The following is a 25,474-nucleotide window of genomic DNA, read 5'->3' as shown; positions in this document are numbered from 1 at the left end:
CAGGGGGCGTGGGCGGGCGCGGTTTTCATGGCGCAAGACTAGCCACGCGCGGCGGCTTGTCCAGTGCGCCAAAAAGGCAGGTCCGCGCCTTGGCAGAGATCAGCGCGCGGCGAGGCCGAGGCTTTGCAGCGCGGTGCGAATCTCATCCAGAATGGCGGGGTCGTCGATGGTGGCGGGCATCTTGTATTCCTGCCCGTCGGCGATTTTCACCATGGTGCCGCGCAGGATTTTCCCCGAGCGCGTCTTGGGCAGGCGGTCCACCACGACGGCGCGTTTGAAATCGGCGACGGGGCCGATCTTTTCGCGCATCAGGGTGACGCATTCCTTGACGATATCGGCGGCGGGGCGGTCGCAGCCCTTGTTCAGGCAGAGAAAGCCAAGGGGGGATTGGCCCTTGAGATCGTCCGAGACGCCGATCACGGCGCATTCGGCGACGTCGGGGTGGAAACCCAGCACCTCTTCCATCGCGCCGGTCGACAGGCGGTGGCCTGCGACGTTGATGACGTCGTCGGTGCGCGCCATGATGTAGAGATAGCCGTCTTCATCCACATAGCCCGCATCGCCGGTTTCATAAAAGCCGGGGAAATGGGCGAGGTAGGATTTGCGGAAGCGGTCTTCGGCGTTCCACAAGGTGGGCAGGGTGCCGGGGGGCAGGGGCAGCTTGATGGCGATGGCGCCAAGCTGGCCGGGGGCGACTGGGTGGCCGCCTTCGTCCAGCACCTGCACGTCAAAGCCGGGCATGGCGACGGACGGGGAGCCCACCTTGATGGGAAGGTGTTCGATGCCAAGGGGATTAGCCGCGATGGCATAGCCGGTTTCCGTCTGCCACCAGTGATCGACGACCGGCACGTTCAGATGGCGGCCTGCCCAGTTGACAGTGTCGGGATCGGCGCGTTCCCCGGCGAGGTAGAGCGCTTGCAGGTTCGACAGATCGTAATCCTTGACCAGATGGCCTTCGGGATCGTCGCGTTTGATGGCGCGCAATGCGGTGGGGGCGGTGAAGAAAGCGCGGACCTTGTGTTCCGCGATCACCCGCCAGAAGGCCCCGGCATCGGGGGTGCCGACGGGTTTGCCTTCATAGACGATGGTGGTGCAGCCCGCGATGAGGGGGGCGTAGCAGATATAGCTATGGCCCACGACCCAGCCCACATCGGAGGCGGCCCAGAAGACATCGCCGGGGCCGCAATCGTAGATGGCGCGCATGGTCCAAGCCAGTGCCACGAGATGGCCTGCGGTGGGGCGGACCACGCCCTTGGGCGCGCCGGTGGTGCCGGAGGTGTAGAGGATATAGGCGGGGTGGTTGCCCTCAACCGGGACGCAATCGGCGGGTTCGACGCCGTATTGGAAGCTGTGCCACGCCACATCGCGGCCTTCGATCAGTTTGGCCACTTCCTGTTCGCGTTGCAGGATGACGCAGAAATCGGGCTTGTGGGTGGCCATGTCGATGGCGGCATCGAGAAGGGGTTTGTAGTGGACGACGCGGGTGGGTTCGATCCCGCAGCTTGCCGCGATGATGGCTTTGGGGGTGCAATCGTCGATGCGGACGGCGAGTTCGTTGGCGGCGAAACCGCCGAAGACGACGGAATGGATCGCACCGATGCGGCCACAGGCGAGCATCGCCTCCAACGCCTCAGGCACCATGGGCATGTAGATGATGACGCGGTCGCCCTTTTCCACGCCCTTGGCGCGCAGGGCACCGGCGAGGCGGGCGACGCGGTCCTGCAATTCGGCATAGGTGATGGTGTGTTTGGTGCCGGTGACCGGGCTGTCATGGATGATGGCGGGCTGCGCGCCGCGACCGGCGAGGACGTGGCGATCGACCGCGTTCCAGCAGGTGTTCACGCGGGCATCGGTGAACCATTCATAAAGCGGCGCACGCGAGGCGTTGAGCGCGGTTTGCGGGCGTTCGACCCAATCAATCGCGCCTGCGGCGTTCAGCCAATAGCCTTCGGGATCGGCTTTCCATTTCGCATAGAGTTCCCGGTATGCCATTGTATGCCCTCCTCCACGAGTTGGCATTTGTTACGCGACACGGGGCCTTTGACGCAACGCTGTTACCGTGAACATGGGCGGGGTGCGGCAATTTGTTTGCAGAATATTGCAAGGTTGGTCTGCAAATTTTTGCAAACCGGGCGGAGCTTCGCGGATTGCGGTTAAGTGCAGAAGGGTTTGCAAAGTTTGGGGCGACTCACCAAAGGTCCGGCGGCCCTCCCCTGAAGAAAGGGGAGAGGGGTGCAGGGTTCCCGGCGTGCCGTGGCGGCGCGGGCGGATTTGGGTATTTGGCCCAAGGTGAGGGGGCGAAGGTGCCCTTATCCGTAATGGGTGACCGGGGTTCCGGCGAGTGCCGAGATGTTCAGAAGGCCGCGCGCGGTGATGGAGTTCGTCACGATATGGGCCTTGTTGCCCATGCCCATCAGGATCGGCCCGACCTCCAGACCGTTGGCCTTCATCTTGAGGATGTTGCGCGTGGCGGCGGCGGCATCGGTGGAAGCGAAGACCAGGACGTTGGCCGGACCTTCCATGCGCGAGTTGGGCAGCAGCCTGTCGCGCAGGGATTGATCGAGCGCCGAGTCCACGTTCATTTCGCCTTCATAGCAGAAGTCGGGTTCGCGGGCGTCGAGCAGTTCCAGCGCGGCGCGCATCCGCAGGGAGGCGGAATTGTCCATGTTGCCGAACTGGCTTTGCGTGCAGAGCGCGATCTTGGGTGTCAGGCCAAAGCGGCGCACATGGCGGGCGGCGCCGATCACGGTTTCCATGATGTGCTGCGGGGTGGGTTCGGGGTTGACCTGCGTGTCAGCGATGAACAGCGGGCCGTCTTCGAGGATCATCAGCGAGAGCGCGCCGACGGGGTGGAGGCCATCGCGGGCCAGCACTTGACGGATATAGTTCAGGTGCCAGTGGTATTGGCCAAAGGTGCCGCAGATCATGCTGTCGGCTTCGCCGCGATGCACCATGATGGCGGCGATGGCGGTGGTGTTGGTGCGCATCACGGCGCGGGCGATATCGGGCGAGACGCCACGACGGGCCATCAGATCGTGATAGGTGCCCCAGTAATCGCGGTAGCGGGGGTCGTTTTCCGGGTTCACCAGATGGACATCGACGCCGGGCCGGATGGGAAGGCCTGCGCGTTCGCAGCGGGATTCCACCACATCAGGACGGCCGATGAGGATGGGGATGTCGTTGGTTTCCTCCATCATCGCATGCGCCGCGCGCAGGACGCGTTCATCTTCGCCTTCGGCAAAGACGATGGTGCGGGCGGCGACCTTTGACGCCTCGAACACCGGGCGCATGATGAGGGCGGATTTGAAGACCGACCCGTCCAGCCCGCGCTTGTAGGCATCAAGGTCTGTGATGGGGCGGGTGGCGACGCCGCTTTCCATCGCGGCCTTGGCGACCGCGCTGGCGACCACGCCGATCAGGCGGGGGTCAAAGGGTTTGGGGATCAGGTAATCGGCCCCGAAGGACAGCTTTTCCGCGCTATAGGCCGCCGCCGCCTCGGCGCTGGTGGTGGCGCGGGCAAGGGCGGCGATGCCTTCGATGCAGGCAATCTCCATCCGCTTGTTGATTTCCGTGGCCCCTACATCCAGCGCGCCGCGGAAGATGAAGGGAAAACACAGGACGTTGTTGACCTGATTGGGAAAGTCCGACCGGCCGGTGGCGATGATCGCATCCGGGGCCACGGCGCGGACCTGATCGGGCAGAATTTCGGGCGTGGGGTTGGCAAGGGCAAAGACGATGGGGCGGGGGGCCATCTTGGCCACCATATCCGCCGTCAGCACGCCGGGGCCGGACAGGCCGAGGAACAGGTCGGCCCCTGCAATCACATCCGCCAGCGTGGCGGGAGTGGTGCCTTGGGCGTATTCCTCTTTCTGGGCGGTCATCTGATCGGCGCGGCCCTTGTAGACCAGACCCGCCAGATCACAGAGCCAGACGTTTTCGCGTTTGACGCCAAGGTTCAGCAGCATGTTCAGGCAGGCGATGCCCGCAGCGCCGCCACCGGTGGAGACGACCTTGATATCTTCGAACTTCTTTCCTGCAACGATCAGCGCGTTGGTGGCGGCGGCCCCCACGACGATGGCGGTGCCGTGCTGATCATCGTGGAAAACGGGGATATTCATCCGCTCGCGGCAGAGCTTTTCGACGATGAAGCAGTCGGGGGCCTTGATATCTTCAAGGTTGATCGCGCCAAAGGTGGGTTCCAGCGCGCAGACGATATCGGCCAGCTTGACGGGGTCGGGTTCGTTCAGCTCGATATCGAAACAGTCGATATTGGCGAATTTCTTGAACAGAACCGCCTTGCCCTCCATCACCGGCTTTGATGCCAGCGCACCGATATTGCCAAGGCCCAGCACGGCCGTGCCGTTGGTAACGACGGCCACAAGGTTCCCGCGCGAGGTGTAGCGCGAGGCGGTGGCGGGGTCGGCCTTGATCTCAAGGCAGGCTTCGGCCACGCCGGGGGAATAGGCGCGGGACAGGTCGCGGCCATTGGCGAGCGGCTTGGTGGCGCGGATCTCCAGCTTACCGGGCTTGGGGAATTCGTGGTAATCCAGTGCCGCCTGACGCGCGTTTTCCTGCCGCCCGTCGCCTTTGACGTGATCTTCCATCGCCCCCTCCGCCGTTTTGTTTAACGTTAAACTACTTTTCGCCAAACCATTTGCTGTTCTTTCCAATAGGCGTTTTCTGCCCGTCTTGCAAATCCCCGGAAAGCGCGACCATTCTGCCCGGAACAGAGCGGAGGGCGAGATGTTTGAAGTCAAAGGCGAAACCCGGGCAGAGATGCGCCTGCCGACGCAGGAGTTGCGCGACGATCTGCCGTTCTGGACCAAGAAACTGGGGTTCCGGCTGGATATGATCTATCCCGCCGACAACCCGGAAGTGGCGGTGCTGTCGGGGTATGGCCTTCGGCTGCGGATCCAGAAGGGCGCGACAGAGCATCCCGGAACGGTGCGGATCCTGACGGATGAGGAGGGGTTCGCCGGGGGCGAGACGCTTTTGATCGCGCCAAATGGCACGCGGGTCGAGATCGACAAAGCCAACCCGCCGCTGGTGTTGCCGCCGACGGAACATGCTTTTGTCGTGCGGCGGCTGGCGGATCAGGCGCCGTGGATCATTGGCCGGGCGGGAATGGAATATCGCGATCTGGTGCCATCGCGGCTGGGCGGTGCGATGATTGCCAGCCATATCCGCATCCCCGATGGCGGGCCTGTGCCGGACATGGTGCATTTCCATCGGGTGGGCTTTCAGCTGATCTTCTGCATCAGCGGCTGGGTCGATGTGGTGTATGAGGATCAGGGGCCACCCATCCGCCTGACAGCGGGGGATTGCTTTATCCAGCCACCCGAGATTCGCCACCGCGTGCTGCATGCCAGCGACGGGATTGAGGTGATCGAGATTGGCGTTCCCGCCGAACATGTGACCGAGATCGACCACGACATGGAATTGCCGACGCCGCATCTGCGCCCCGAGCGGGAATGGCAGGGGCAGCGCTTTGTCTATGATCAGGGGGCAAAAGGGGAGTTTCGCCCCTTCCGCCTGCCGGGGTTTGTGGCGCGCGATACCACCATCCATGGGGCGACGCAGGGGGTGGCCTCGGTCATGGTGGCGCGGCCCGATGGCGGGGCGACCGCCTGGACGAAACATCAGGGGGACATCCTGTTCACCTTTGTGATGCAGGGCAGCTTCACGCTGGAGGGAGAGGGGAAAGAGCCCTTCGCCCTGTCGCCGGGCGATGCCTTTGTGATCCCGCCGGGGATGGCCACGCGCTACGGCGATCCGTCGCCGGATCTGGAATTGCTGGAGGTGACACTGCCGGGGAACCCGGAGACGAAGGTGATTTAGGCTTTCATCTTGGCCCAAATACCCTGCGGGGGGTGAGCCGCGCAGCGGCGAGGGGGGCGCAAAGCCCCCCTGATTTTTCGCAGAAAAATCGTGTGCCTTGCCAATCCCGCGCGGGGCTTCCAGACTGTGACCAGATGGTCAGAATTCCACGAGGTGCGCCGATGTCCCTGCTTCTTGCTGCCACAGAGGTTCGCGAAAAGGCCTATGCGCCCTATTCCCGCTTCAAGGTGGGCGCGGCGCTGCGTACGACCAGCGGGGCGGTCTTTGTCGGCTGCAATGTGGAGAATGTGGCCTATCCCGAAGGCACCTGCGCCGAGGCGGGGGCGATTGCCGCCATGGTGGCGGGCGGCGAGACGCGGATTGCCGAGGTGGTGGTGATCGCCGACAGCCCCGAACCGGTGCCGCCCTGTGGCGGGTGCCGGCAGAAGATCGCGGAGTTTGCGGCGCAGGATGTGCAGGTCACGCTCTGTACCACGGATGGGAAGGCCCGCGTGATGACAGTGGCCGAGTTGCTGCCCGGCGTGTTCACCGCCGCGCATATGGACCGGGTTTGACGGGCATGGATGCCCGCGCGATCATCGCCAAGCTGCGCGACGGGGGGAAACCTTCGGCCGATGAATTGGGCTGGTTTGCCAAGGGGTTGGCCAGTGGCGTGGTGACGGATGCGCAGGCCGGGGCCTTTGCCATGGCGGTGCTGCTGAACGGGCTGGGCGAGGCGGGGCGCGTGGCGCTGACGCGGGGGATGCGCGATTCCGGCAAGGTGCTGGACTGGGATTTGAACGGCCCGGTGATCGACAAGCATTCCACGGGCGGGATCGGGGATTGCGTGTCGCTGCTGCTCGCCCCGGCGCTGGCGGCCTGCGGGGCCTATGTGCCGATGATTTCGGGGCGGGGATTGGGCCATACCGGCGGCACGCTGGACAAGCTGGAATCCATCCCGGGTTTCCGCACGGGGTTGAGCGAGGAACAGCTGCGCCGCCAGATCGGCGAGGTGCGCTGTGCCATCGTGGCGGCAAGCACGGAAATCGCGCCTGCGGACCGGCGGCTTTATGCGATCCGCGATGTGACCTCGACGGTGGAGAGCATTGACCTGATCACCGCATCCATCTTGTCGAAAAAGCTGTCGGCGGGGTTGGAGGCGCTGGTTCTGGATGTGAAATGCGGATCGGGCGCGTTCATGGACACGTTCGAAAAGGCCGAGGCCCTTGCGAAGGCGCTGGTCAGCACGGCGCAGGGGGCGGGCTGCATGACATCGGCACTGATCACCGACATGAGCCAGCCTTTGGCCACGGCGGCGGGCAATGCGCTGGAAGTGATCGAGGTGATGGAGACGCTGACCGGGACATCCATCAACGCCGCCTTGTGGGATCTGACGGCGGCGCTGGGGGGCGAGGCGCTGGCGCTGGGCGGGTTGGCGGCGGATGCCGAGGATGGCGAGGGCCGCATCATCGAGGCGCTGGAGAACGGGCAGGCGGCGGAATGGTTCGGGCGCATGGTGGCCGCACAGGGCGGGCCTGCGGATTTTGTCGAACGCTGGCCGGACCGGCTGCCTTCGGCTCCGGTGGTGATGGATATTCCCTGCGAAAGCGACGGGTTCATCGGGGCGATCGACGGGCGCGCGCTGGGCGAGGCGGTGGTGCATCTGGGCGGGGGCCGTTTGCGCGAGGGCGACAGGATCAACCCGTCGGTCGGGTTGTCCGATCTGGCGGGGCTGGGTGAAGGCGTGTCGCGCGGGGTGCCGCTGGGCATGGTGCATGCGGCGGATGAGGCATCGGCCGAGGCGGCCGTGCGGGCGGTACAGGCGGCGTACCGCGTGGCAAGTTCCGCCCCGGAGGAGCCGCCGCTGATCCTGAAGCGGGTGGGATGATGGCGCGGGCCTTTCTGATCGTGATGGATTCCGTGGGCTGCGGTGGTGCGCCCGATGCGGCGGCCTTTGGCGATGCGGGATCGAATACGCTGGGCCATATCGCCTTGGCCTGTGCGGAAGGCCGTGCCGATGAAGGGCGCGCGGGGGCGCTGCGGCTGCCGGTGCTGGATGGGCTGGGGCTGGGCGCGGCGATCAAGGTTGCCAGTGGGCTGGATGCGCCGGGGCTTGGGGCCAGCCCGCGCGGGCGCTGGGGCGCGGCGACGGAGGTGTCGAAGGGCAAGGATACGCCATCGGGGCATTGGGAACTGGCCGGGGTGCCGGTGCCGTGGGATTGGGCCTATTTCCCCGATACGGTGCCTGCCTTTCCGCCCGATCTGGTGGCCGAGGTCTGCCGTCTGGCGGGGGTTGAGGGCATTCTGGGGAATTGCCATGCCTCGGGGACCGAGATCATCGACCGGCTGGGGGCCGAGCATCTGCGGACGGGGTGGCCCATCTGCTATACGTCGGCGGATTCCGTGTTCCAGATCGCCGCGCATGAAGAGGCGTTCGGGCTGGAGCGGTTGGTGAACCTGTGCCGCGATCTGGCGCCGCGCCTGCATGCAGCGAAGGTGGGGCGGGCGATTGCGCGGCCTTTCATCGGAAGCCCCGGCGATTTTCACCGCACCGGCAACCGACGTGATTTCGCGATAGCGCCCCCTGCGCCCACCCTGCTCGATTGGGTGCAGGGCGAGGGCCGGGTGACCCATGCGGTTGGCAAGATCGGCGACATCTTCAGCCATCGGGGGATCACCCATCTGCACAAAGGCAAGGATGATACTGCCCTTTTCGATCATCTGGACCGGCTGGGGCGCGAGGCGGAAGAGGGTTCCTTGACCTTTGCCAACTTTGTCGAGTTTGACAGCAATTTCGGCCATCGCCGCGATGTGGCGGGCTATGCGCGGCAGTTGGAATGGTTCGACGGGCGGGCGGGGGCGTTTCTGGCGGGGTTGCGGGCGGGCGATCTGGTGATCTTTACCGCCGATCACGGCAATGATCCCAGCTGGCGCGGGACGGAACACACGCGCGAGCGGGTGCCGGTTCTGTGCCATGGCGTCGGGGAAGGGTCTTTGGGTCAGGACGGGGGCCTGTGTGCTTTTGTTGATGTGGCGGCATCGGTCGCGGCGCATCTTGGGATTGTGGAGCGCGGGCCGGGGAGGAGTTTTCTGTGATCACCGATATGGCGAAGGTGGAGTTGCACCTGCATCTGGAAGGGGCGGCACCGCCTGCCTTTATCCGCAGTCTGGCAAAGCAGAAGAAGGCCGATATCGGCGGCATCTTCGATGAGAAGGGCGATTACAAATACAAGGACTTTTGGGATTTCCTGAAGGTCTATGAGGCGGCAACCTCGGTGCTGACCCGGCCCGAGGATTATGCGCGCCTGACGCTGGCGGTGCTGGAGGAAAGCGCGGCGGCGGGGGTGGTTTATTCCGAGACGTTCCTATCGCCCGATTTCTGTGGCGGGCGCGATATCGGCGCGTGGCGGGAATATCTGCACGCGATCCGCGAGGCGGCGGATCAGGCAGAGCGCGATATGGGCATCGTGCTGCGCGGGATCATCACCTGCATCCGCCATTTCGGCCCCGACAAAGCGCGCGAAACCGCGCGCTGTGCGGCGGATACGGCGGGCGACTGGATCGTGGGTTTCGGCATTGCCGGGGATGAAAAGGTGGGCAAGCCCAAGGATTTCCTGTGGTCCTTCGACTGTGCGCGCGAGGCGGGGCTGCGGCTGACAGCCCATGCCGGGGAATGGGGCGGGCCGGAGAGTGTGCGCGACGCGGTGCGCGATCTGGGGGTAGAGCGGATCGGGCACGGCGTGCGGGCCATCGAAGACCTGGCGCTGGTGGACGAGTTGGTCGAAAAAGGCATCGTGCTGGAGGTTTGCCCCGGATCGAACATCGCGCTGGGGATCTATCCCGGCTGGCGGCAGCATCCGATTGGCGAGTTGTATCGGCGCGGGGTCAAGGTGACCATTTCCACCGATGACCCGCCGTTCTTTCACACCACGATGGCGCGGGAATATGACCGGCTGAACGCGGCGTTCGACTGGGATGAGGGGGTTTTCGCCGGGATTGCGCGGGCGTCGCTTGACGCGGCCTTTTGCGACGGCGATACGCGGGAAAAGGTGCTGAAAAAGCTGTAAGGGGCTGCCATGCTGGACCATCTGACCATCGTTTCCCACCCGCTGGTGCAGCACAAGCTGACCCTGATGCGCGAGAAGGACACCTCGACCGCGTCTTTCCGGCAATTGCTGCGTGAGATCAGCCTTTTGCTGGCCTATGAGGTGACGCGCGAATTGCCGATGACGACAAAGCGGATCGAGACGCCGCTGTGCGAGATGGATGCCCCGGCGATCGAGGGCAAGAAGCTGGCGCTGGTGTCGATCCTGCGGGCGGGTAACGGGCTTTTGGACGGGATTCTGGAACTGGTGCCTGCGGCGCGGGTTGGGTTCGTGGGGCTGTACCGCGACCCCGAAACGCTGCAACCGGTGCAGTATTACTGCAAGCTGCCGGAACAGTTAGAGGATCGGGTGACCATCGTGGTTGATCCGATGCTAGCCACCGGCAATTCCAGCGCTGCGGCGGTGGACCTGATCAAGGCCAAGGGGGCGAAGAACATCCGCTTCCTGTGCCTGCTGGCCGCCCCTGAAGGTGTGGCCCGGATGAAGGAAGCGCATCCTGATGTGCCGATCGTCACGGCATCGCTGGACAGCCATCTAAATGACCACGGTTACATCGTGCCGGGGCTAGGCGATGCGGGTGACCGCATGTTTGGTACTAAATAATGTGATGTCACCCCTTTACGACGGGCGCGGCATCGCGCATTCTGCCCCTACGCTACTGGGGGGTAGTCATGTTCGTAAAGGTTCTGACGGGGGCAATCCTGACCCTCGGGTTGGGTGCTTTTGGCGCCCTTGCACAATCCACTGCTGATATCGGGGGGCCGCGCGAGTTGCCCCCGGCGAGCTTCACCGGTCAGCAATATGTTGACAGCCGGGGCTGCGTTTTTCTGCGCGCCGGGCTGGGCGGGCGGGTGAACTGGGTGCCGCGGGTGGACCGCAATCGCAATGCCATGTGTGGCTATCCGCCCACATTCGGGGGCGGCACACGGTCGGTGGCTGCGGCCCCTGCGCCTGCGCCTGAACCTGCCCCGGTGGTGCGGCAGGCACCGCAGGTGCGTGTGACAGCGGCAGAGCCGCCAGCGGCGACCTATGTTCCGGCTCCGGTCCGGGTAGCGCGGCCTGCAGCGCCTGTGATTGCGCCGATGGCGGCCCCGGTTGTGGCGGCTGCGCCTGCGCCGCAGGGCGGGGGCATGAAGATCGGCTGCACCACGGCAGCACCGGTGCCGCAATGGCTGCGGCTGACGAATGGCGGATCGGTCATCGTCTGCACGCGGGGTGATGGCACGCTGGAAGGGCTGCGCGCGCCGATATTCCCGGAAGGCGCATCGGTTGGTGCATCGCTTAGGGCTCCGGCCGGGCGGATCGTGCCGCTGGGCCAGACTTCGGGGATCGGCAATGGCAACATGGACGCGCGGGTGGTGGATCCCACCGCCGTCGTTCCCAAGGGATACAAGCTGGCATGGGAAGATGACCGGCTGAACCCGCTGCGCGGGGTCGGCACGGCCGAGGGGCAGGCGGCACAGGATCAGGTCTGGACGCGGGATCGGTTGCCAAAGCCTGTGGTGCAGACGCCGCTTCGTCGGGTGATTTCGGTGGAAACTGCGCCGGCCCAGCCTGCGGTCAGGGTCCGGGTGACGCAATCGACGAAGTCCGTTGCCACAGAAGCGGCTCCGGCGGCTGCTGGCGGGCGGCTGTTCGTGCAGGTGGGCAGCTTCGGCGTGCCGGCCAATGCCGATGGCGCATCGGCGCGGCTGGCGGGGCTGGGCCTGCCGGTGGCGCGGTCGAATGGCCGGATCGGGGGCAAGGCTGTGCAGGTTGTGCTGGCCGGGCCGTTCGGATCCGCGGCCGAGGCGCAGGCGGCATTGCGCGCGGCGCGCGGGGCCGGGTTTGGCGATGCCTTTGTGCGATAGGCCCGTCTGACGGATAAAGATGCAGGAAAGGCCCCCCGTTCATCCGGGGGGCTTTTTCAGTTGCAGATGGCCTGAAGGCTGGCCCAGTCATCGGCATTCAGAAGCGCACGGGGCGTGCCGCCGCGATAGGGATCAGCCTCGATCAGGCCAAGGGTGGATTCGCCCGTCGGATCAAGCGCATAGCCATAGGCCGTTGACGAGACGGCGACGGATTCAAACCGCGCCAGCAGCGTGACATCAGGCAAGGCCGGGCGGTCGGCGGCGAGGAAGCCTTCGCCCAGACCGGCAAGCGCGCCTTCGGGCAGGGTGCCGGTCGTCAGCAAGCGGACGGTGGCGGCAAAGCCCGCATGGCGCAGGATGGGGATGAGGGGATCTTCGACCTCGGCCCGCAGGGTTTCGGCGATGGCAAAGCCCGCGGGGACATCGGGGCCGGGGGCCGCTGTCACCATGGGCAGGCCAAGCAGCAGGATATTGCCGGGCAGGGCGGCGGCCTGCGGCAGGCCTTCGGGCAGAACGGCAAGCTGCACGCCCGCACCGCCGAACAACCGTTCCGACAGCAAGGTCAGGGCACGGTCGCCCAAGGGCGTGGTGCAGGGGGCCCCGGTCAGGCGCGAGATATCGGCCAGCGCCGCCGCGCCGATTTGGGCGCGGGTGGCGGGGGGCAGGACGGATGCGGTATGGCGCACCAGCGCATCGGGCAGGAAGAAGGCAACGACGCCAAGGATGGCCAGCGTGCCGCCCGCCAGCAGCGTGCCGCGCAGGCGGCCGGGGCGGGGGGTGCCTTTGCGGACTGCGCCGCGAATGGTTTCCAGCGCGGCGATCATGTCGGGATCATCCAGTTCCAGCGTTTCGTCGCTGTCCAGACCGGGGCCATAGATCGCGGGCAGGGTGCCGGGATTGTGCCGTTCCACCGCAGGCAGGGACCAATGGCTGAGCGCCAGTTCAGTGCGCGGATCGGACAGGACCAAGGACGCCTCGCGGAAGGCGACAACCACCTCGCGGCGCTGCGCCTCGGGCGTGTCGCGCCAGAGGCCGGGGCTTTCCAGCCTCTGGTATTTCTTCAGCGCCGTCATGCGCGGGGATTGCCCTTGGCTCGTCTTGTCCTGTTACAAGAAATGTTATCGCAGCGCCCGGACGGCCACAAGCGAAGGGGTGATATCTTCAGCTTGGCCCCAAATACCCTGGGGGGTGAGCCCGAAGGGCGAGGGGGGCAAGCCCCCCTTTCCCCGGCATGGCACAGGCGCGCTGTCAGGGCTGGTCCATCAGTTTGGCCACGGCGCGCAGTTCGAATTTCTGGATCTTGCCGGTCGAGGTTTTGGGCAGGTCGGCAAAGACCACAAGTTTGGGCGTCTTGAACCCCGCCAACCGTTCGCGGCAGAAGGCGATGAGGTCTTTTTCGGTGGCGCTTTGCCCCGGTTTCAACTCGACAAAGGCGCAAGGCACCTCGCCCCATTTGTCATCGGGTTTGGCGACGACGGCGCAGAGGTTGACGGCGGGGTGGTGCATCAGGACGCCTTCGACCTCGACGGACGACACGTTTTCGCCGCCGGAAATGATGATGTCCTTCGCGCGGTCGGTGATCTTGATATAACCGTCGGGGTGCTGGAAGGCGATGTCGCCAGAGCGGAACCAGCCGCCCTTGAACGCCTCGGCGGTGGCGGCCGGGTTCTTGTAATAGCCCTTCATCACCATATTGCCGCGCATGGCGATCTCGCCCAAGTGCTGGCCGTCGCGGGGGACGGGGTTGCCGTGGGAATCGTGCACCTCGGCCCCTTCCAGCATGGGCATGGCAACGCCGGTGCGCGCCTTGTAGGCGGCGCGGTCGTCCTTGGGGGCGCTGTCCCAATCGGCGCGCCATGTGCATTCGGTGGCGGGGCCGTAGGTTTCGGTCAGGCCGTAGACTTGGGTGACGTTGAAACCCAAGGGTTCAAAGGCGGCGAGCGTGGCGGCGGGGGGCGGGGCGCCTGCGGTGAACACCTCGACGATGTGCGAGAACGGGCGGCGGTCGGCGTCAGGGGCGTTGATCATGGTGTTCAGCACGATGGGCGCGCCGCCGAAATGGGTGACGCCTTCATCGGCGATGGCGTCATAGATGGCCTTCGCCGTTATGTCGCGGCAGCAGACCAGCGTGCCTGCCACAGCAGGCAGCATCCAGGTGTGTGTCCAGCCGTTGCAATGGAACAAGGGCACGATGGTCAGGTAGACCGGGTGCAGCACCATGCGCCAGGACAGGACATTGGCGGTGGCCGAGAGATAGGCCCCCCGGTGGTGATAGACCACGCCCTTGGGCCGGCCCGTGGTGCCGGAGGTGTAGTTGATGGCGATGGATTCCCATTCATCTTCGGGCATCACCCATGCGGCATCGGGATCGCCTTGGTCCAGCAGCGACTCATAGGTGAGGTAGTGGCCCGAGGCGGTGAAGCCTTCATCTACCACCTCGATGATCTGGGGGGCAGGGCCTTCCATGCGGCGGATGGCTTCTTCCGCCAGCGGCAGGAAGGCGGTGTCGCACAGCAGGAGCTTGGCCCCGGCATGGCCGAAGATATAGGCGACGGTGTCCGCATCCAGCCGGGTATTGATCGTGTTCAGGATCGCGCCCGCGGCGGGGACGCCGAAATGCGCCTCGGCCTGCGGGGGGATGTTGGGCAGAAGGGTGGCCACCACATCCCCGGGCGCGATGCCGCGCCGGGCGAGCGAAGAAGCAAGCCGCGAGACGCGCGCGCCGTATTGGGCATAGGTGCGGCGGGTGGATTTCCAGACGAGCGCCGTGCGATCGGCATGGATGTCTGCCGCGCGCTTCAGAAAGGACAGGGGGGTGAGCGGGGTGTAATTCGCCGCGCATTTCTCCAGCCCTGATTCATCCGGCAACCAACCCATCTTTTCCTCTCCTCCCAACTATCGGCGCCATGTGTCGCTTACAGGCGCGCAAGGGGGAAGGTAGCAAGGTTCACACAGGAAGCGAGAGGGAGTTTAGAGCAGGCAGATGGGCATTTCTGGACAGGCATCGGGGGCGTCACGCGACAGGACATTGGCAGCGGCGGGGTTGATCTTCGTCTATGCCATGGTCATCGGGTTCACCGACAATTACGTGCGGGTGATCGCCGAAGAGGCGGGGCTGTGGCAGTTCCATCTGACGCGGTCGCTGATGGCGGCGGTTCTGCTGGGGCTGGCGGCGGTGCCTTTGGGGCTGCGGTTGCGCCCGGTGAACCTGCGTGCGGTGGTGGCGCGGTCCACCATCCATGGGCTGGCCATGGTGATCTATTTCGGGGCGCTGGCCTTTCTTGATGTGGCGCTGGTGGCGGCGGGGTTGTTCACCGCGCCGATCTGGGTGCTGCTGATTTCGCGGTTTGTCTATGGCCATGCCATTGGCCCGGTTCGAATTTTCGCCGTGATCCTGGGTTTTGCTGGCGTGGTGCTGGTGTTGGGGCCAGAGGCGATGGCGGGGGCGTCGCTGCCTGCGATCCTGCCGGTGCTGGCAGGCGCCATGTATGCGATGGGCAACATCGCCACGCGGGAATGGTGCCCGCAGGAAAGCGCGGAAACCCTGCTGGCAGGGTTCTTTGCCGCGCTGGGGGTGATCGGGGCGGTGGGCTTGGTGGTGCTGTGGCTGACGCCGCTGGCGGTGCCTGCGGGGGCGGATGGGTTCCTGCAACGCGGGGCGGTCTGGCCGTCGGCGACCTTCTACTTCTGGACCTTTGTGCAGGCGGCGGGGTCGCTGGTGGGGGTGGGGATGATGATCCGGGCCTATCAGATCACCGATGCGTCCAAGGCCAGTGTGCTGGAATATGTGATCCTGCCCGCATCGGCCTTTTGGACATGGGTGCTGTGGGGCACGGGGTTGGCCCCGCTGGCGGTGGTGGGGATGGTATTGATCGTGGCGGCGGGGTCGATGATCGCGCTACGGGCGCGGATGGTGGAGGGGTAGGGCAAAAAATCTTGGAAGATTTTTGCAAATTTCTTCCAAGAAATTTGGGTCCTAGTCGCCGACCGCGTCGCGCCAATGGCGGCGGCAGAGGCTGACATAGGTTTCATTCCCGCCGATCACCACCTGCTCGCCTGCGGTCAGCGCCTTGCCGTCGGGGCCGCGGCGGATGACCATGGTGGCCTTTTTCCCGCAATGGCAGATCGTGCGGACCTCGCGCATTTCATCCGCCCATGCCAGCAGGGCGGCCGAGCCGGGGAAGAGGTTGCCCTGAAAATCCACCCGCAGGCCGTAGCACATGACGGGGACCTTCAGATCATCCACGGCGCGGGCGAGTTGCCAGACCTGATCCTTTGACAGGAACTGCGCCTCATCCACGAAGACGCAGGCGACGGGGCCTTGGGCCAATCTTGCCTGCAATTTCAGATACATGTCATCGCCGGGGGCGAAGGTATCGGCGGGTTCGCCGATCCCGATGCGCGATGCGATGCGGCCTTGGCCTGCGCGGTTGTCGAATTGGGCGGTGATCAGATAGGTGGCCATGCCCCCCTCGCGGTAGTTGTGCGAGGCTTGCAGCAGCAGGGTCGATTTCCCTGCATTCATGGTGGAGTAGTGGAAGTAGAGCTTGGCCATGCCGGGGGATTAACGCATTGGCCAGCGCCTTGGAAGGGGTGAGGAGCGGGTGTGGCTGCCCCCCTGTGGGTTCCTATGCCCGACCGCCGGGTTGGCGGCAGCCGGGTTTGGGTACTTCTGCCAAGGTGAACCGGCAGGGGCGCGCTTGGCGTCCCTGCGGTGCTGGTCCTGTCAGGCCGGGCGGCGATTGCCTTGCTGGCGGGGTTTGCCCGAATTGCCCGAACGGGTGGGGGACTGGCCGCCACCGGCGGGGCGGGCGGGCTTGGCGCCCTGACGCGGTTGCGGCTTGGGGGCCTGGGATTTGTGTTCCGGACGGCCCCCCTGCGGCTTGCCCTGTCCCGGGCGGCCACCGGGGCGGCCACCGCGGTTCTGGTTGGGTTTGGGCGCGGCAGCGACCACATCTGCGGCCCAAGGCGCGCCGCCGACCACCGGGATCGGCTTTTTCAGAACCTTTTCAATGGCCTGAAGTTCCCCCATCTCGGCCGGGGCGCAGAAGGCGATGGCGTTGCCTTCGGCCCCTGCACGGGCGGTGCGGCCGATGCGGTGGACGTAGTTTTCCGGCACATTGGGCAGGTCGTAGTTGTAGACGTGGCGCACGCCGGGAATGTCGATCCCGCGGGCGGCGACATCGGTGGCCACGAGCACATCCATCTGGCCATTGCGGAATTCGGTCAGGGTGCGGTCACGCTGCCCCTGGCTTTTGTTGCCGTGGATGGAGCCCACGGTAAAACCCCATGCTGCCAACAGCTTGCACAGTTTTTCCGAGCCGTGCTTGGTGCGGCCAAAGACCAGCGCCTGTTCGCCGGGGTGTTTCTTGAGGTATTCTTCAAGAAGCTTGGCCTTGTCGCCATTGGGGATGAAGTGGACGCCCTGCACGATCTTTTCCACCGGTTTGCCCGGGGGGGCCACCTGCACGCGGACGGGATCGCGGAGATAGGTGCCGGCGATTTCCTCGATATCCTTGGGCATCGTGGCGGAGAACAGAAGTGTTTGTCTTTTCACGGGAATATGCTTGGCGATTTTGCGCAGGGCATGGATGAACCCCATGTCGAGCATGTGATCCGCCTCATCCAGCACGAGGTAGCCGGTGGCCTGCAGGGTGACATCGCCGCGCTCCAGCAGGTCGATCAGGCGGCCGGGGGTGGCGACCAGCACATCGGTGCCGCGCGCAAGGGCCATGGCTTGGCGGTTGAGGGACGCGCCGCCGACGACGGTGGTCACCTTGACGGCGGTGCCTTTGGTGAAAATGGTAAGGTTATCAGAGATTTGCGTCACCAGTTCCCGCGTGGGGGCAAGGATCAGGGCGCGCACGTTCTTTGGCCCCGGCGGGTGGCCGATATCCAGCAGGCGGTGCAGAAGCGGCAGGCCGAAGGCCGCCGTCTTGCCGGTGCCGGTCTGGGCGAGGCCCATCAGATCGCGGCCTTTCATGATCTGCGGGATCGCTTCCACCTGAATTGGGGTGGGCATCTGGAGGTTGGTTTTTTCAAGCGCTTTCAAGAGCTTGGGCGACAGGCCGAGATCGGCGAATGTGGTCATGGCATGGTCTTTCCGGCCCTGTTCAAAAGGGCCAAAGGGGCCGCAGCAAAGGCGGCCAGTGGCAGGGATGCGCCGATTGCGCGGCGCGGAACCCCTGCGTGAAGGTGGGAACCTGTGGCCCGATCCGGCTCCCCATACGGGGCTGCTCACGCGGCAGCGGAGGGCGGGCGTAGGGGGCACATGGGGCCTTTCGGTTGAAAAGTCAACCGTGCAGCGCGTGGTGCAGATGGCGGTGCAGACGGGCGTATGCACCCAGAGGGCGGTGGGGGAGGGGTTGGTTAACCGCCTTTTGGCAGGGTGTCCGCCGGATATGTGCGGGGGGCGGCGGATGGAACCGGGCGGGATGCGGGGCAAGCGGGCGGAGAACTACCACTACATGGCCGATGCGATGCGGCGGCTGGAATGGGACCTGCACCACACGATCGAGGCGACGGGGCGTATTCCGCTGGAATGGCACCAGATCGCGCAGGAACCCGTGCGGCAGGGGGCGGAGCGGGTGGCGATCCGGCTTGACCGGGATGTGCTGCGGTTCTTTCGGTCGATGGGGCCGGGCTATGGGCCCCGGATCAACCTGGTGCTGCGGACCTATATGCATGCGCGGCTGGCGGGGGTGATCCGGGGGGCCGAGACGGCGCCGGAGTTCCGCTTTGCCGTGGCTCCGGAGCGGCCGCTGTGGGGCGAGACGGCGGCAGGGCTGGGGGCTGGGCCGGGGCCGGATGAGGTGGAGCGGGGGGCAGAGGCAGCGGCGCGGGCGGCGGAGCGGGTGAAGGCGGCGCGGGTGGGGGGGTGAGTTACGGCTTTGGATGGCTTTGGAATTTGCGACTAAAGGTGATATTCTGGAGGGGTTGTTTGAGTATGAGCAAGTAAGGAGTGAAAGATGGAATTGGTGGCTTCGATCATCGCAGTCCTGATTTCCATCTTTGCTTATTGGGAAACGCGAAAAGCAAACCGAAGTTCCATGCGCCTCACGGAGCAGGAAATCGAACTTGTCAGACACCAGCTTGCCAAGGCTCGCAACGAGACAATTGAAGAGAGGAAGGCCAACGTTACGGCGCAGATGTACCGGTATGGCAAGGGCTGGCGTGTGAGAGTGCAGAACCTTGGACCCGCTGAAGCCAAGAACGTCAGGCTTGTCTTGGACGATCAGAACATGATGGTCATCGCCAATGCGACTGTTGGAAAGTTCCCGATGAATCGGATGGCATCGGGTCAGTACGTTGATTTCTGGGCAAGGGTGCACATGGGTACACCGCCCAAGGAAAGGTTGGTCATTCACTGGGATGATCCGCACGGTGTTGATCGAGAGAACACGGTGGAGCTCACGATATGAAAGCGCGCGTCTCTTTGAAGCTGCCCCAATCTCTGAAGAAGGCCGTCGAGGATTTCGCGGCTAAGGATGGTGTGTCGGTCAATCAGTACATCGCTTTGGCGCTGGCCGAAAAGATCGGCGTGCGGGGGACGGCGGAGTTCTTTGCGGGACGAGGGAAGGACGGCGATCCGGCGCGCGCGGTGGCGTTTCTAGAGGGAAGGCTGGAGTAAGGGGGGCAGACTAGACAGCCCTTTTTTAACAAACACTTACACAAAAATTAAAGGGATGATTATCCATTAGCAAGTCCGGCTACGAATTCTTCATATAAATCTTGAGCTTCACTAATATTACCAAGAGCGGCTTGATGGATAATCGAAAGCATTATTTGCGATCCAGTTAAAATCTTGTCATGGTCGACTTCCTTATCTGTCAGATCAGGATCTGTTTCGATTTCAAAGTTGACGATCCACCACCTGTCAATTTTGATGATCATATCAACTAGAGCCGGGAACAACGCTTCGAAATCTGGGCTTTTGCTGCCTGTGACTATTGCTTGGAGTTCGTGTGCAAAGATGTTTCTCGCATCTGTGAATTCCTTGATCTTCGCTCTATCATCGTGATCAATTACAGACATCGCTTCGAGCCACGCAATAGACGCGCGCCATGGGTCTCTTTTTCCTTTTGGGTCTAACTGAAGAACTTTCTCTTCGTAGCTTGGGCTGTAGACAGGGCCTTTTCCGTCAAATCCAATAGTGAAGAAGTCCCGAAGTCTTGTCTTTACAGAAGCTATTAGCATCTCATGCGCGACCAAAAACACTGCTGCACTAAGCATTCGTCGCTGGAGCGTCTGGGGATTTAGAAACTCTTTCCATTGAGAAAGAGCGTCAGTCATTATTTTGCGATCCTAAACACACTGCCGACCTTTTACTGATACGCCTACCCCTGCAACGTCCGCACCCCATACCCCTCACCCCGTGCCTTCATTGCCGCGACCGCCGCGATGCTGGCCGCTGCCGTCGTGAAGTAGGGGATCTTGTCCATCAGGGCGACGCGGCGGATGTCGCGGCTGTCGCTTACGGCTTGGGTGCCTTCGGTGGTGTTCATCACCAGCGCGATGTCGCCGTTTTTCAGGCGGTCGACGATGTTGGGGCGGCCTTCATAGACTTTGTTCACGGCCTCGGCCTTTACGCCCTGACCCTTGAGCCAGTCGGCGGTGCCTTTGGTGGCCACGATGTGGAAGCCCATGGTGATGAGGTCGCGCGCGGCGGCGGCGAGGGCTTCGGATTTGTCCATGTCCTTGACCGACAGGAAGACGCGGCCTGACTCGGGCAGGATGGTGCCTGCGCCCATCTGGGCCTTGAGGAAGGCCAGCGCGAAGGTGCGGTCCCAGCCCATCACCTCACCCGTGGAGCGCATTTCCGGCCCGAGGACCGGGTCGACGCCGGGGAAGCGGGCGAAGGGGAGGACCGCCTCTTTGACCGAGAACCACGGGGTGTGGGGATCGGCCAGCGTGAGCGGGTCTGCCAGCGGCAGGTCGGTGTCGGGGCCGACATCGGCGGCATAGGGCGCGCGCATCGGGAAGTTCGACAGCGGCTCGCCTGCCATCAGCCGTGCGGCGATGGAGGCGATGGCAGAGTCGGTCGCCTTGGCCACGAAGGGCACGGTGCGGGAGGCGCGGGGGTTCACCTCAAGGACGTAGATCGTGCCGTCCTTGATGGCGAATTGCACGTTCATCAGCCCCACCACATTGAGCGCGAGGGCCATCTGCACGGTCTGGCGTTTCAGTTCGGTGATGATGTCGGCGCTGAGCGAATGGGGGGGCAGGCAGCAGGCGCTATCGCCCGAATGGACCCCGGCCTCTTCGATATGTTCCATGATGCCCGCGACATGGACGTGCTTGCCGTCGGACAGGGCATCGACGTCAACCTCGATGGCGCCGGAGAGATAGCTGTCCAAGAGGACCGGGCTGTCGCCCGAGACCTGCACGGCGGTGCGGATGTAGCGTTCCAGCTGGGCGTCGTCGCGGATGATTTCCATCGCGCGGCCGCCGAGGACGAAAGAGGGGCGGATGACGAGGGGGTAGCCGACTTGCTGCGCCACGGCGAAGGCCTCATCCCGCGAGCGGGCGGTGCCGTTGACGGGCTGTTTCAGGCCGAGCGAGTGGAGCAGTTGCTGGAAGCGTTCGCGGTCTTCGGCGAGGTCGATGGCATCGGGCGTGGTGCCGAGGATCGGGATGCCCTCTTCATGCAGGGCATTGGCGAGTTTCAGCGGCGTCTGGCCGCCGAATTGCACGATGACGCCGTGCAGGGTGCCGTTGTCCTGTTCCACGCGAAGGATTTCCAGCACGTGTTCCAGTGTCAGCGGTTCGAAGTAGAGGCGATCCGAGGTGTCGTAATCGGTCGACACGGTTTCGGGGTTGCAGTTGACCATGATGGTCTCATAGCCCGCCGCGGTGAGCGCGTAGCAGGCGTGGACGCAGCAATAATCGAACTCGATCCCCTGACCGATGCGGTTGGGGCCGCCGCCGAGGATGACGACCTTTTTGGCCTTGGACGGCCGGGCTTCGCATTCCACATCGCCCATGACGGGGGATTCATAGGTGGAATACATGTAGGGGGTTTGCGCCTCGAATTCGGCGGCGCAGGTGTCGATGCGTTTGAAGACGGCGGTAACGCCGAGGCGGGTGCGCGCGCGGCGGACCTGGCCTTCGTCGCGGCCTGTGAGTTTGGCAAGGCGGGCATCGGTGAAGCCCATCATCTTGATCCGGCGCAGGGCATCGGCGGTGACGGGCAGGCCGGATTTGCGGATGTCGGCCTCGGCGTCGATGATTTCGCGGATGCGGGACAGGAACCACGGATCAAAGGCGGTGATGGCGTTGATGTCGTCATTGGAAAAGCCGTGGCGCATGGCCTGGGCGATGACACGGAGACGGTCTGGTGTCGCCTCGGACAGGGCTTTTGAGATGGCGGCGCGGTCGGGTGCGCCGGGAATGGCGATCTCGTCAAAGCCGGTGAGGCCGGTTTCGAGGGAGGCGAGCGCCTTTTGCAGGGATTCGTGGATGGTGCGGCCGATGGCCATCACCTCACCCACCGATTTCATGGCGGTGGTGAGGTTGGGGATGGAGCCGGGGAATTTTTCAAAGGCGAAACGGGGGATCTTGGTGACGACATAGTCGATGGACGGCTCGAAGCTGGCGGGCGTCACCTTGGTGATGTCATTGTCCAGCTCATCCAGCGTGTAGCCGACGGCGAGTTTGGCGGCGATTTTCGCGATGGGGAACCCAGTCGCCTTGGAGGCGAGCGCCGAGGAGCGGGAGACGCGGGGGTTCATCTCGATCACGACCATGCGGCCATCGGCGGGGTTGATGGCCCATTGCACGTTGGAGCCGCCGGTTTCGACCCCGATCTCGCGCAGCACGGCGATAGAGCCGTTGCGCATGATCTGATATTCCTTGTCGGTCAGCGTCAGGGCCGGGGCGACGGTGATGGAGTCGCCCGTATGCACGCCCATCGGATCGACGTTTTCGATGGCGCAGACGATGATGGCGTTGTCGGCGCGGTCGCGGACGACCTCCATCTCGAATTCCTTCCAGCCGAGGAGGGATTCGTCGACGAGAACCTGCGCGACGGGGCTGGCCTCGAGGCCCGATTTCACGATGGCCTCATAATCATCGCGGTTATAGGCGACGCCGCCGCCGGTGCCGCCAAGCGTGAAGGCAGGGCGGATGATGGCGGGGAGGCCGACATATTCGATGGCGGCGATCGCCTCGGCCAGACCGGCGGCGATGTCATATTTGCCGTTGGCAAGTTTGGGGGCGGCGATGATCGTGGCCTTGGGGTTTTCCAGACCGATGCGGTCCATCGCTTCGCGGAACAGCTTGCGGTCTTCGGCCATTTCGATGGCCTGCCGGTTGGCGCCGATAAGCTGCACGCCGAATTTTTCCAAGACGCCCAGATCGGCCAGCGCCAGCGCGGTGTTCAGCCCGGTCTGCCCGCCCATGGTGGGAAGGAGCGCATCGGGGCGTTCTTTCTCGATGATCTTGGCGACAACCTCGGGGGTGATCGGTTCGATATAGGTGGCGTCGGCCAGACCCGGATCGGTCATGATCGTGGCGGGGTTGGAGTTGACGAGGATGACGCGGTAGCCTTCCTCACGCAGGGCCTTGCACGCCTGTGCGCCAGAGTAATCGAACTCGCAGGCCTGCCCGATGACGATGGGACCGGCGCCGATGATCATGATGGAGGAGATATCGGTTCTTTTCGGCATGGTCCTGTCCCGCATGTGCCATCCCGCGGCGGTGGGCTGCGGGAGGTGGATTCGTGATACGCGCAAATTGACGGGGGTTTAGGGGAGTGGAGGGCGCGGCGCAAGCGGTTGTGGGTGTGCGGGGCGCGACCCCAAATTCGTTGGAACGAATTTGCAAATTTCTTCGAAGAAATTTGGGCGGCAGTGCCGTCGGCGAGGGCGGTTCGGGGCGGCGGGGTGTCGCAGGCGGGCTGGTCGGGGGGCGGGGGGGGTGTTATCTCCTGCCGCAACTGTCAGCACGACATAGTACGGGGCGCGGCGCGTGATCCTTTTCGAACATGGTCCCGGTGGCGGGGCGGCGCTGTTTGCCGCGCCGCGCGAGGTCATTCTTGCGCGGCGGGCGGATGAGGTGCGGGCCGCGCTGGCGCGCGCGGATGCGGCGCGGGCGGCGGGGGCCTGGGTGGCGGGCTATGTCGCCTATGAGGCGGGCTATGCGCTGGAGCCAAAGCTGGCGCGGCTGATGCCCGCGCGGCGGCCCGGGCCGCTGGTGGCGCTGGGGGTGTTCGACGCACCGCAGGATGCGGGGGCAGTGCTGGCGCAGGCGGCCGAGGGGGCCAGTGCGGCGCGGCTGTCGCGGCTGCGGCGGGGGATCACGCGGGCGGGTTACGGCGCGGCTTTTGCCAAGGTGGCGGCCTATATCGCGGCGGGGGATTGCTATCAGATCAACCTGACCTTTCCGCTGTCGGCGCGGCTGGAGGCGGGCACGGCGCTGGGCCTGTTCGGCGCGCTGCGGGCGCGGCAGAGCGTGGGATATGGTGTGTTCTGCGATCTGGGTGTCGGGCCGGTGGTGATGTCACGCTCGCCCGAGTTGTTTTTCCGGATCGAGGGCGGGGTGATTTCCGCCCGGCCTATGAAGGGGACCGCGCCGCGCGACCCTGATCCGGTGCGCGATGCGGCCTTGGCGGCGGAATTGGCGGTGTCGGAAAAGGCGCGGGCCGAGAATCTGATGATCGTTGATCTGCTGCGCAACGACATCGCGCGGATCTCTGAGGTCGGGTCGGTGAAGGTACCCGAGTTGTATGCGGTGGAGCCTTTTGCGACGGTGCATCAGATGAGTTCGACTGTGACCGGGCGGCTGGTGGCGGGGGCTGATCTGGCGGGGTTGATGGCGGCGCTGTTTCCCTGCGGGTCGATCACCGGGGCGCCGAAGATCCGGGCGATGGAGATCATCCGCGAGGTCGAGGGGCGGGCGCGGGGTGTCTATTGCGGGGCGATGGGGTGGATGGCACCCGATGGCGATGCGGTGTGGAATGTGGCGATCCGCACGCTGTCGCTGTTTCCGCAGGGCCGTGTCGCGCTGAATGTGGGCGGCGGCGTGGTGCATGATTCCACGGCCCAGGGCGAATGGGAGGAGGCGCTGTGGAAGGCGCGTTACGCGGAAGGGCTGGCGACGCCCGGCTGATTGAGACAGCTTTGTGGGATGGCGCGGGCTTTCCCCGGCTGCTGCTGCATCTGGCGCGGTTGGCGGCGGGGGCGGGGGCCTTGGGTTTTGCCTGCGACGCGGGGGCGGTGCGGGCGGCGCTGATGGCGGCGGTGGGGGATGCGCCCGCGCGGGTGCGGCTGACACTGGGGTCTGCGGGCGATTGCGACGTGACGGTGGCCCCTTTGCCGCCTGCCAAGGCAGAGTGGCGGATCGGGCTGGCGGCAGAGCGGCTGGCATCAGACGATCCGTGGCTGCGGGTGAAATCGACGCGGCGGGGGGCCTATGATGCAGCGCGGGCGGCGCTGCCTGCGGGGCTGGATGAGGTGGTGCTGTGCAATGAGCGCGGCGAGGTTTGCGATGGCTCGATCACCACGGTGTTCTTTGATCGCGGTGCGGGGATGCGGACGCCACCCTTGAGCTGCGGGGTGTTGCCGGGGGTGTTGCGGGCGGAACTGGCGGTGCCGGAGGAGGTGCTGCTGGCGCGTGACTTGCCGCAGGTGCGGCTCTGGGTGGGCAATGCGCTGCGGGGGTTGATCCCGGCGGTCTGGGCGGGCGGTTGACGGCTGTTTTGCT

21 protein-coding genes are annotated in these 25,474 nt (G+C 64.7%); 13 read left to right on the top strand and 8 right to left on the bottom strand.

Features of this window, described 5'->3' with window-relative positions; all coding sequences use genetic code 11:
- Nucleotides 1-99: 99 nt before the first annotated feature.
- Together RSE12_17605 and RSE12_17600 are read right to left on the bottom strand one after the other, a co-directional pair.
- The gene (locus RSE12_17605) at nt 100-1,992 is read right to left on the bottom strand and encodes a propionyl-CoA synthetase (GenBank protein WRH62163.1); all 1,893 of its coding nucleotides are present in this window, start codon (nt 1,990-1,992) and stop codon (nt 100-102) included.
- A gap of 317 nt (nt 1,993-2,309) precedes the next feature.
- Nucleotides 2,310-4,604, bottom strand: coding sequence for an NADP-dependent malic enzyme (locus RSE12_17600; GenBank protein WRH62162.1), 2,295 nt, complete (start codon nt 4,602-4,604; stop codon nt 2,310-2,312).
- A gap of 139 nt (nt 4,605-4,743) precedes the next feature.
- Between RSE12_17600 and RSE12_17595 the strand changes: the two genes are divergently transcribed.
- From RSE12_17595 to RSE12_17565, 7 genes are all read left to right on the top strand, one after another.
- Nucleotides 4,744-5,838, top strand: coding sequence for a cupin domain-containing protein (locus RSE12_17595; GenBank protein ID WRH62161.1), 1,095 nt, complete (start codon nt 4,744-4,746; stop codon nt 5,836-5,838).
- Nucleotides 5,839-5,999: 161 nt separating this feature from the next.
- A complete protein-coding gene (locus RSE12_17590; protein WRH62160.1) occupies nt 6,000-6,392 on the top strand; it encodes a cytidine deaminase in 393 nt (130 codons plus the stop codon).
- A gap of 5 nt (nt 6,393-6,397) precedes the next feature.
- Nucleotides 6,398-7,705 (top strand): thymidine phosphorylase, encoded by a 1,308-nt coding sequence (locus tag RSE12_17585; protein WRH62159.1) that lies wholly within the window; start codon nt 6,398-6,400, stop codon nt 7,703-7,705.
- Nucleotides 7,705-8,913 (top strand): phosphopentomutase, encoded by a 1,209-nt coding sequence (locus tag RSE12_17580; protein ID WRH64853.1) that lies wholly within the window; start codon nt 7,705-7,707, stop codon nt 8,911-8,913. The genes RSE12_17585 and RSE12_17580 overlap by 1 nt, the downstream gene beginning before the upstream one ends.
- Nucleotides 8,914-8,921: 8 nt before the next feature.
- Entirely contained in the window at nt 8,922-9,884 is a 963-nt protein-coding gene (locus RSE12_17575; GenBank protein ID WRH64852.1) for an adenosine deaminase, read from the top strand.
- A gap of 9 nt (nt 9,885-9,893) precedes the next feature.
- Complete coding sequence (upp, locus tag RSE12_17570) at nt 9,894-10,526, top strand: uracil phosphoribosyltransferase (protein WRH62158.1); 633 nt, start codon at nt 9,894-9,896, stop codon at nt 10,524-10,526.
- Between the two features lie 68 nt (nt 10,527-10,594).
- On the top strand, nt 10,595-11,773 hold the full coding sequence (locus RSE12_17565; protein ID WRH62157.1) for an SPOR domain-containing protein: 1,179 nt from the start codon (nt 10,595-10,597) through the stop codon (nt 11,771-11,773).
- 56 nt (nt 11,774-11,829) lie between these two features.
- Here the strand turns inward: RSE12_17565 and RSE12_17560 are convergent, their stop codons facing one another.
- Both RSE12_17560 and RSE12_17555 read right to left on the bottom strand, forming a co-directional pair.
- Nucleotides 11,830-12,846 (bottom strand): hypothetical protein, encoded by a 1,017-nt coding sequence (locus tag RSE12_17560; GenBank protein ID WRH62156.1) that lies wholly within the window; start codon nt 12,844-12,846, stop codon nt 11,830-11,832.
- Nucleotides 12,847-13,021: 175 nt separating this feature from the next.
- Complete coding sequence (locus RSE12_17555; protein ID WRH62155.1) at nt 13,022-14,650, bottom strand: AMP-binding protein; 1,629 nt, start codon at nt 14,648-14,650, stop codon at nt 13,022-13,024.
- A gap of 106 nt (nt 14,651-14,756) precedes the next feature.
- Between RSE12_17555 and RSE12_17550 the strand changes: the two genes are divergently transcribed.
- The gene (locus tag RSE12_17550; GenBank protein ID WRH62154.1) at nt 14,757-15,698 is read left to right on the top strand and encodes a DMT family transporter; all 942 of its coding nucleotides are present in this window, start codon (nt 14,757-14,759) and stop codon (nt 15,696-15,698) included.
- A gap of 51 nt (nt 15,699-15,749) precedes the next feature.
- On the opposite strand, the gene RSE12_17545 is transcribed toward RSE12_17550, so the two are convergent.
- Both RSE12_17545 and RSE12_17540 read right to left on the bottom strand, forming a co-directional pair.
- Nucleotides 15,750-16,328, bottom strand: a complete 579-nt coding sequence (locus RSE12_17545) for a thymidine kinase (protein WRH62153.1) — start codon at nt 16,326-16,328, stop codon at nt 15,750-15,752.
- A gap of 171 nt (nt 16,329-16,499) precedes the next feature.
- Entirely contained in the window at nt 16,500-17,864 is a 1,365-nt protein-coding gene (locus RSE12_17540; protein WRH62152.1) for a DEAD/DEAH box helicase, read from the bottom strand.
- A 328-nt stretch (nt 17,865-18,192) separates the two neighbouring features.
- Between RSE12_17540 and RSE12_17535 the strand changes: the two genes are divergently transcribed.
- The 3 genes from RSE12_17535 to RSE12_17525 all read left to right on the top strand — a co-directional run bounded on the left by RSE12_17535 (nt 18,193) and on the right by RSE12_17525 (nt 19,403).
- Nucleotides 18,193-18,654, top strand: coding sequence for a BrnA antitoxin family protein (locus RSE12_17535; GenBank protein WRH62151.1), 462 nt, complete (start codon nt 18,193-18,195; stop codon nt 18,652-18,654).
- An 87-nt stretch (nt 18,655-18,741) separates the two neighbouring features.
- A complete protein-coding gene (locus tag RSE12_17530; GenBank protein WRH62150.1) occupies nt 18,742-19,194 on the top strand; it encodes a hypothetical protein in 453 nt (150 codons plus the stop codon).
- Complete coding sequence (locus RSE12_17525; protein WRH62149.1) at nt 19,191-19,403, top strand: hypothetical protein; 213 nt, start codon at nt 19,191-19,193, stop codon at nt 19,401-19,403. Before RSE12_17530 ends, RSE12_17525 begins: the two co-directional genes overlap by 4 nt.
- A gap of 59 nt (nt 19,404-19,462) precedes the next feature.
- On the opposite strand, the gene RSE12_17520 is transcribed toward RSE12_17525, so the two are convergent.
- Both RSE12_17520 and carB read right to left on the bottom strand, forming a co-directional pair.
- Nucleotides 19,463-20,065, bottom strand: a complete 603-nt coding sequence (locus tag RSE12_17520; protein ID WRH62148.1) for a hypothetical protein — start codon at nt 20,063-20,065, stop codon at nt 19,463-19,465.
- A gap of 44 nt (nt 20,066-20,109) precedes the next feature.
- The gene (gene carB / locus RSE12_17515) at nt 20,110-23,439 is read right to left on the bottom strand and encodes a carbamoyl-phosphate synthase large subunit (protein WRH62147.1); all 3,330 of its coding nucleotides are present in this window, start codon (nt 23,437-23,439) and stop codon (nt 20,110-20,112) included.
- A 301-nt stretch (nt 23,440-23,740) separates the two neighbouring features.
- Between carB and RSE12_17510 the strand changes: the two genes are divergently transcribed.
- Both RSE12_17510 and RSE12_17505 read left to right on the top strand, forming a co-directional pair.
- On the top strand, nt 23,741-24,880 hold the full coding sequence (locus tag RSE12_17510; protein WRH62146.1) for an aminodeoxychorismate synthase component I: 1,140 nt from the start codon (nt 23,741-23,743) through the stop codon (nt 24,878-24,880).
- Nucleotides 24,823-25,461 (top strand): aminotransferase class IV, encoded by a 639-nt coding sequence (locus RSE12_17505; protein WRH62145.1) that lies wholly within the window; start codon nt 24,823-24,825, stop codon nt 25,459-25,461. Before RSE12_17510 ends, RSE12_17505 begins: the two co-directional genes overlap by 58 nt.
- Nucleotides 25,462-25,474 lie beyond the last annotated feature (13 nt).

Origin of the sequence: Fuscovulum sp. (assembly GCA_035192965.1) — a bacterium.
In the GTDB taxonomy this organism is placed as follows: Bacteria; Pseudomonadota; Alphaproteobacteria; order Rhodobacterales; family Rhodobacteraceae; genus Paragemmobacter.
Note: the sequence above shows the minus strand (reverse complement) of the source record. Positions and strands in the feature narration are given on the sequence as shown.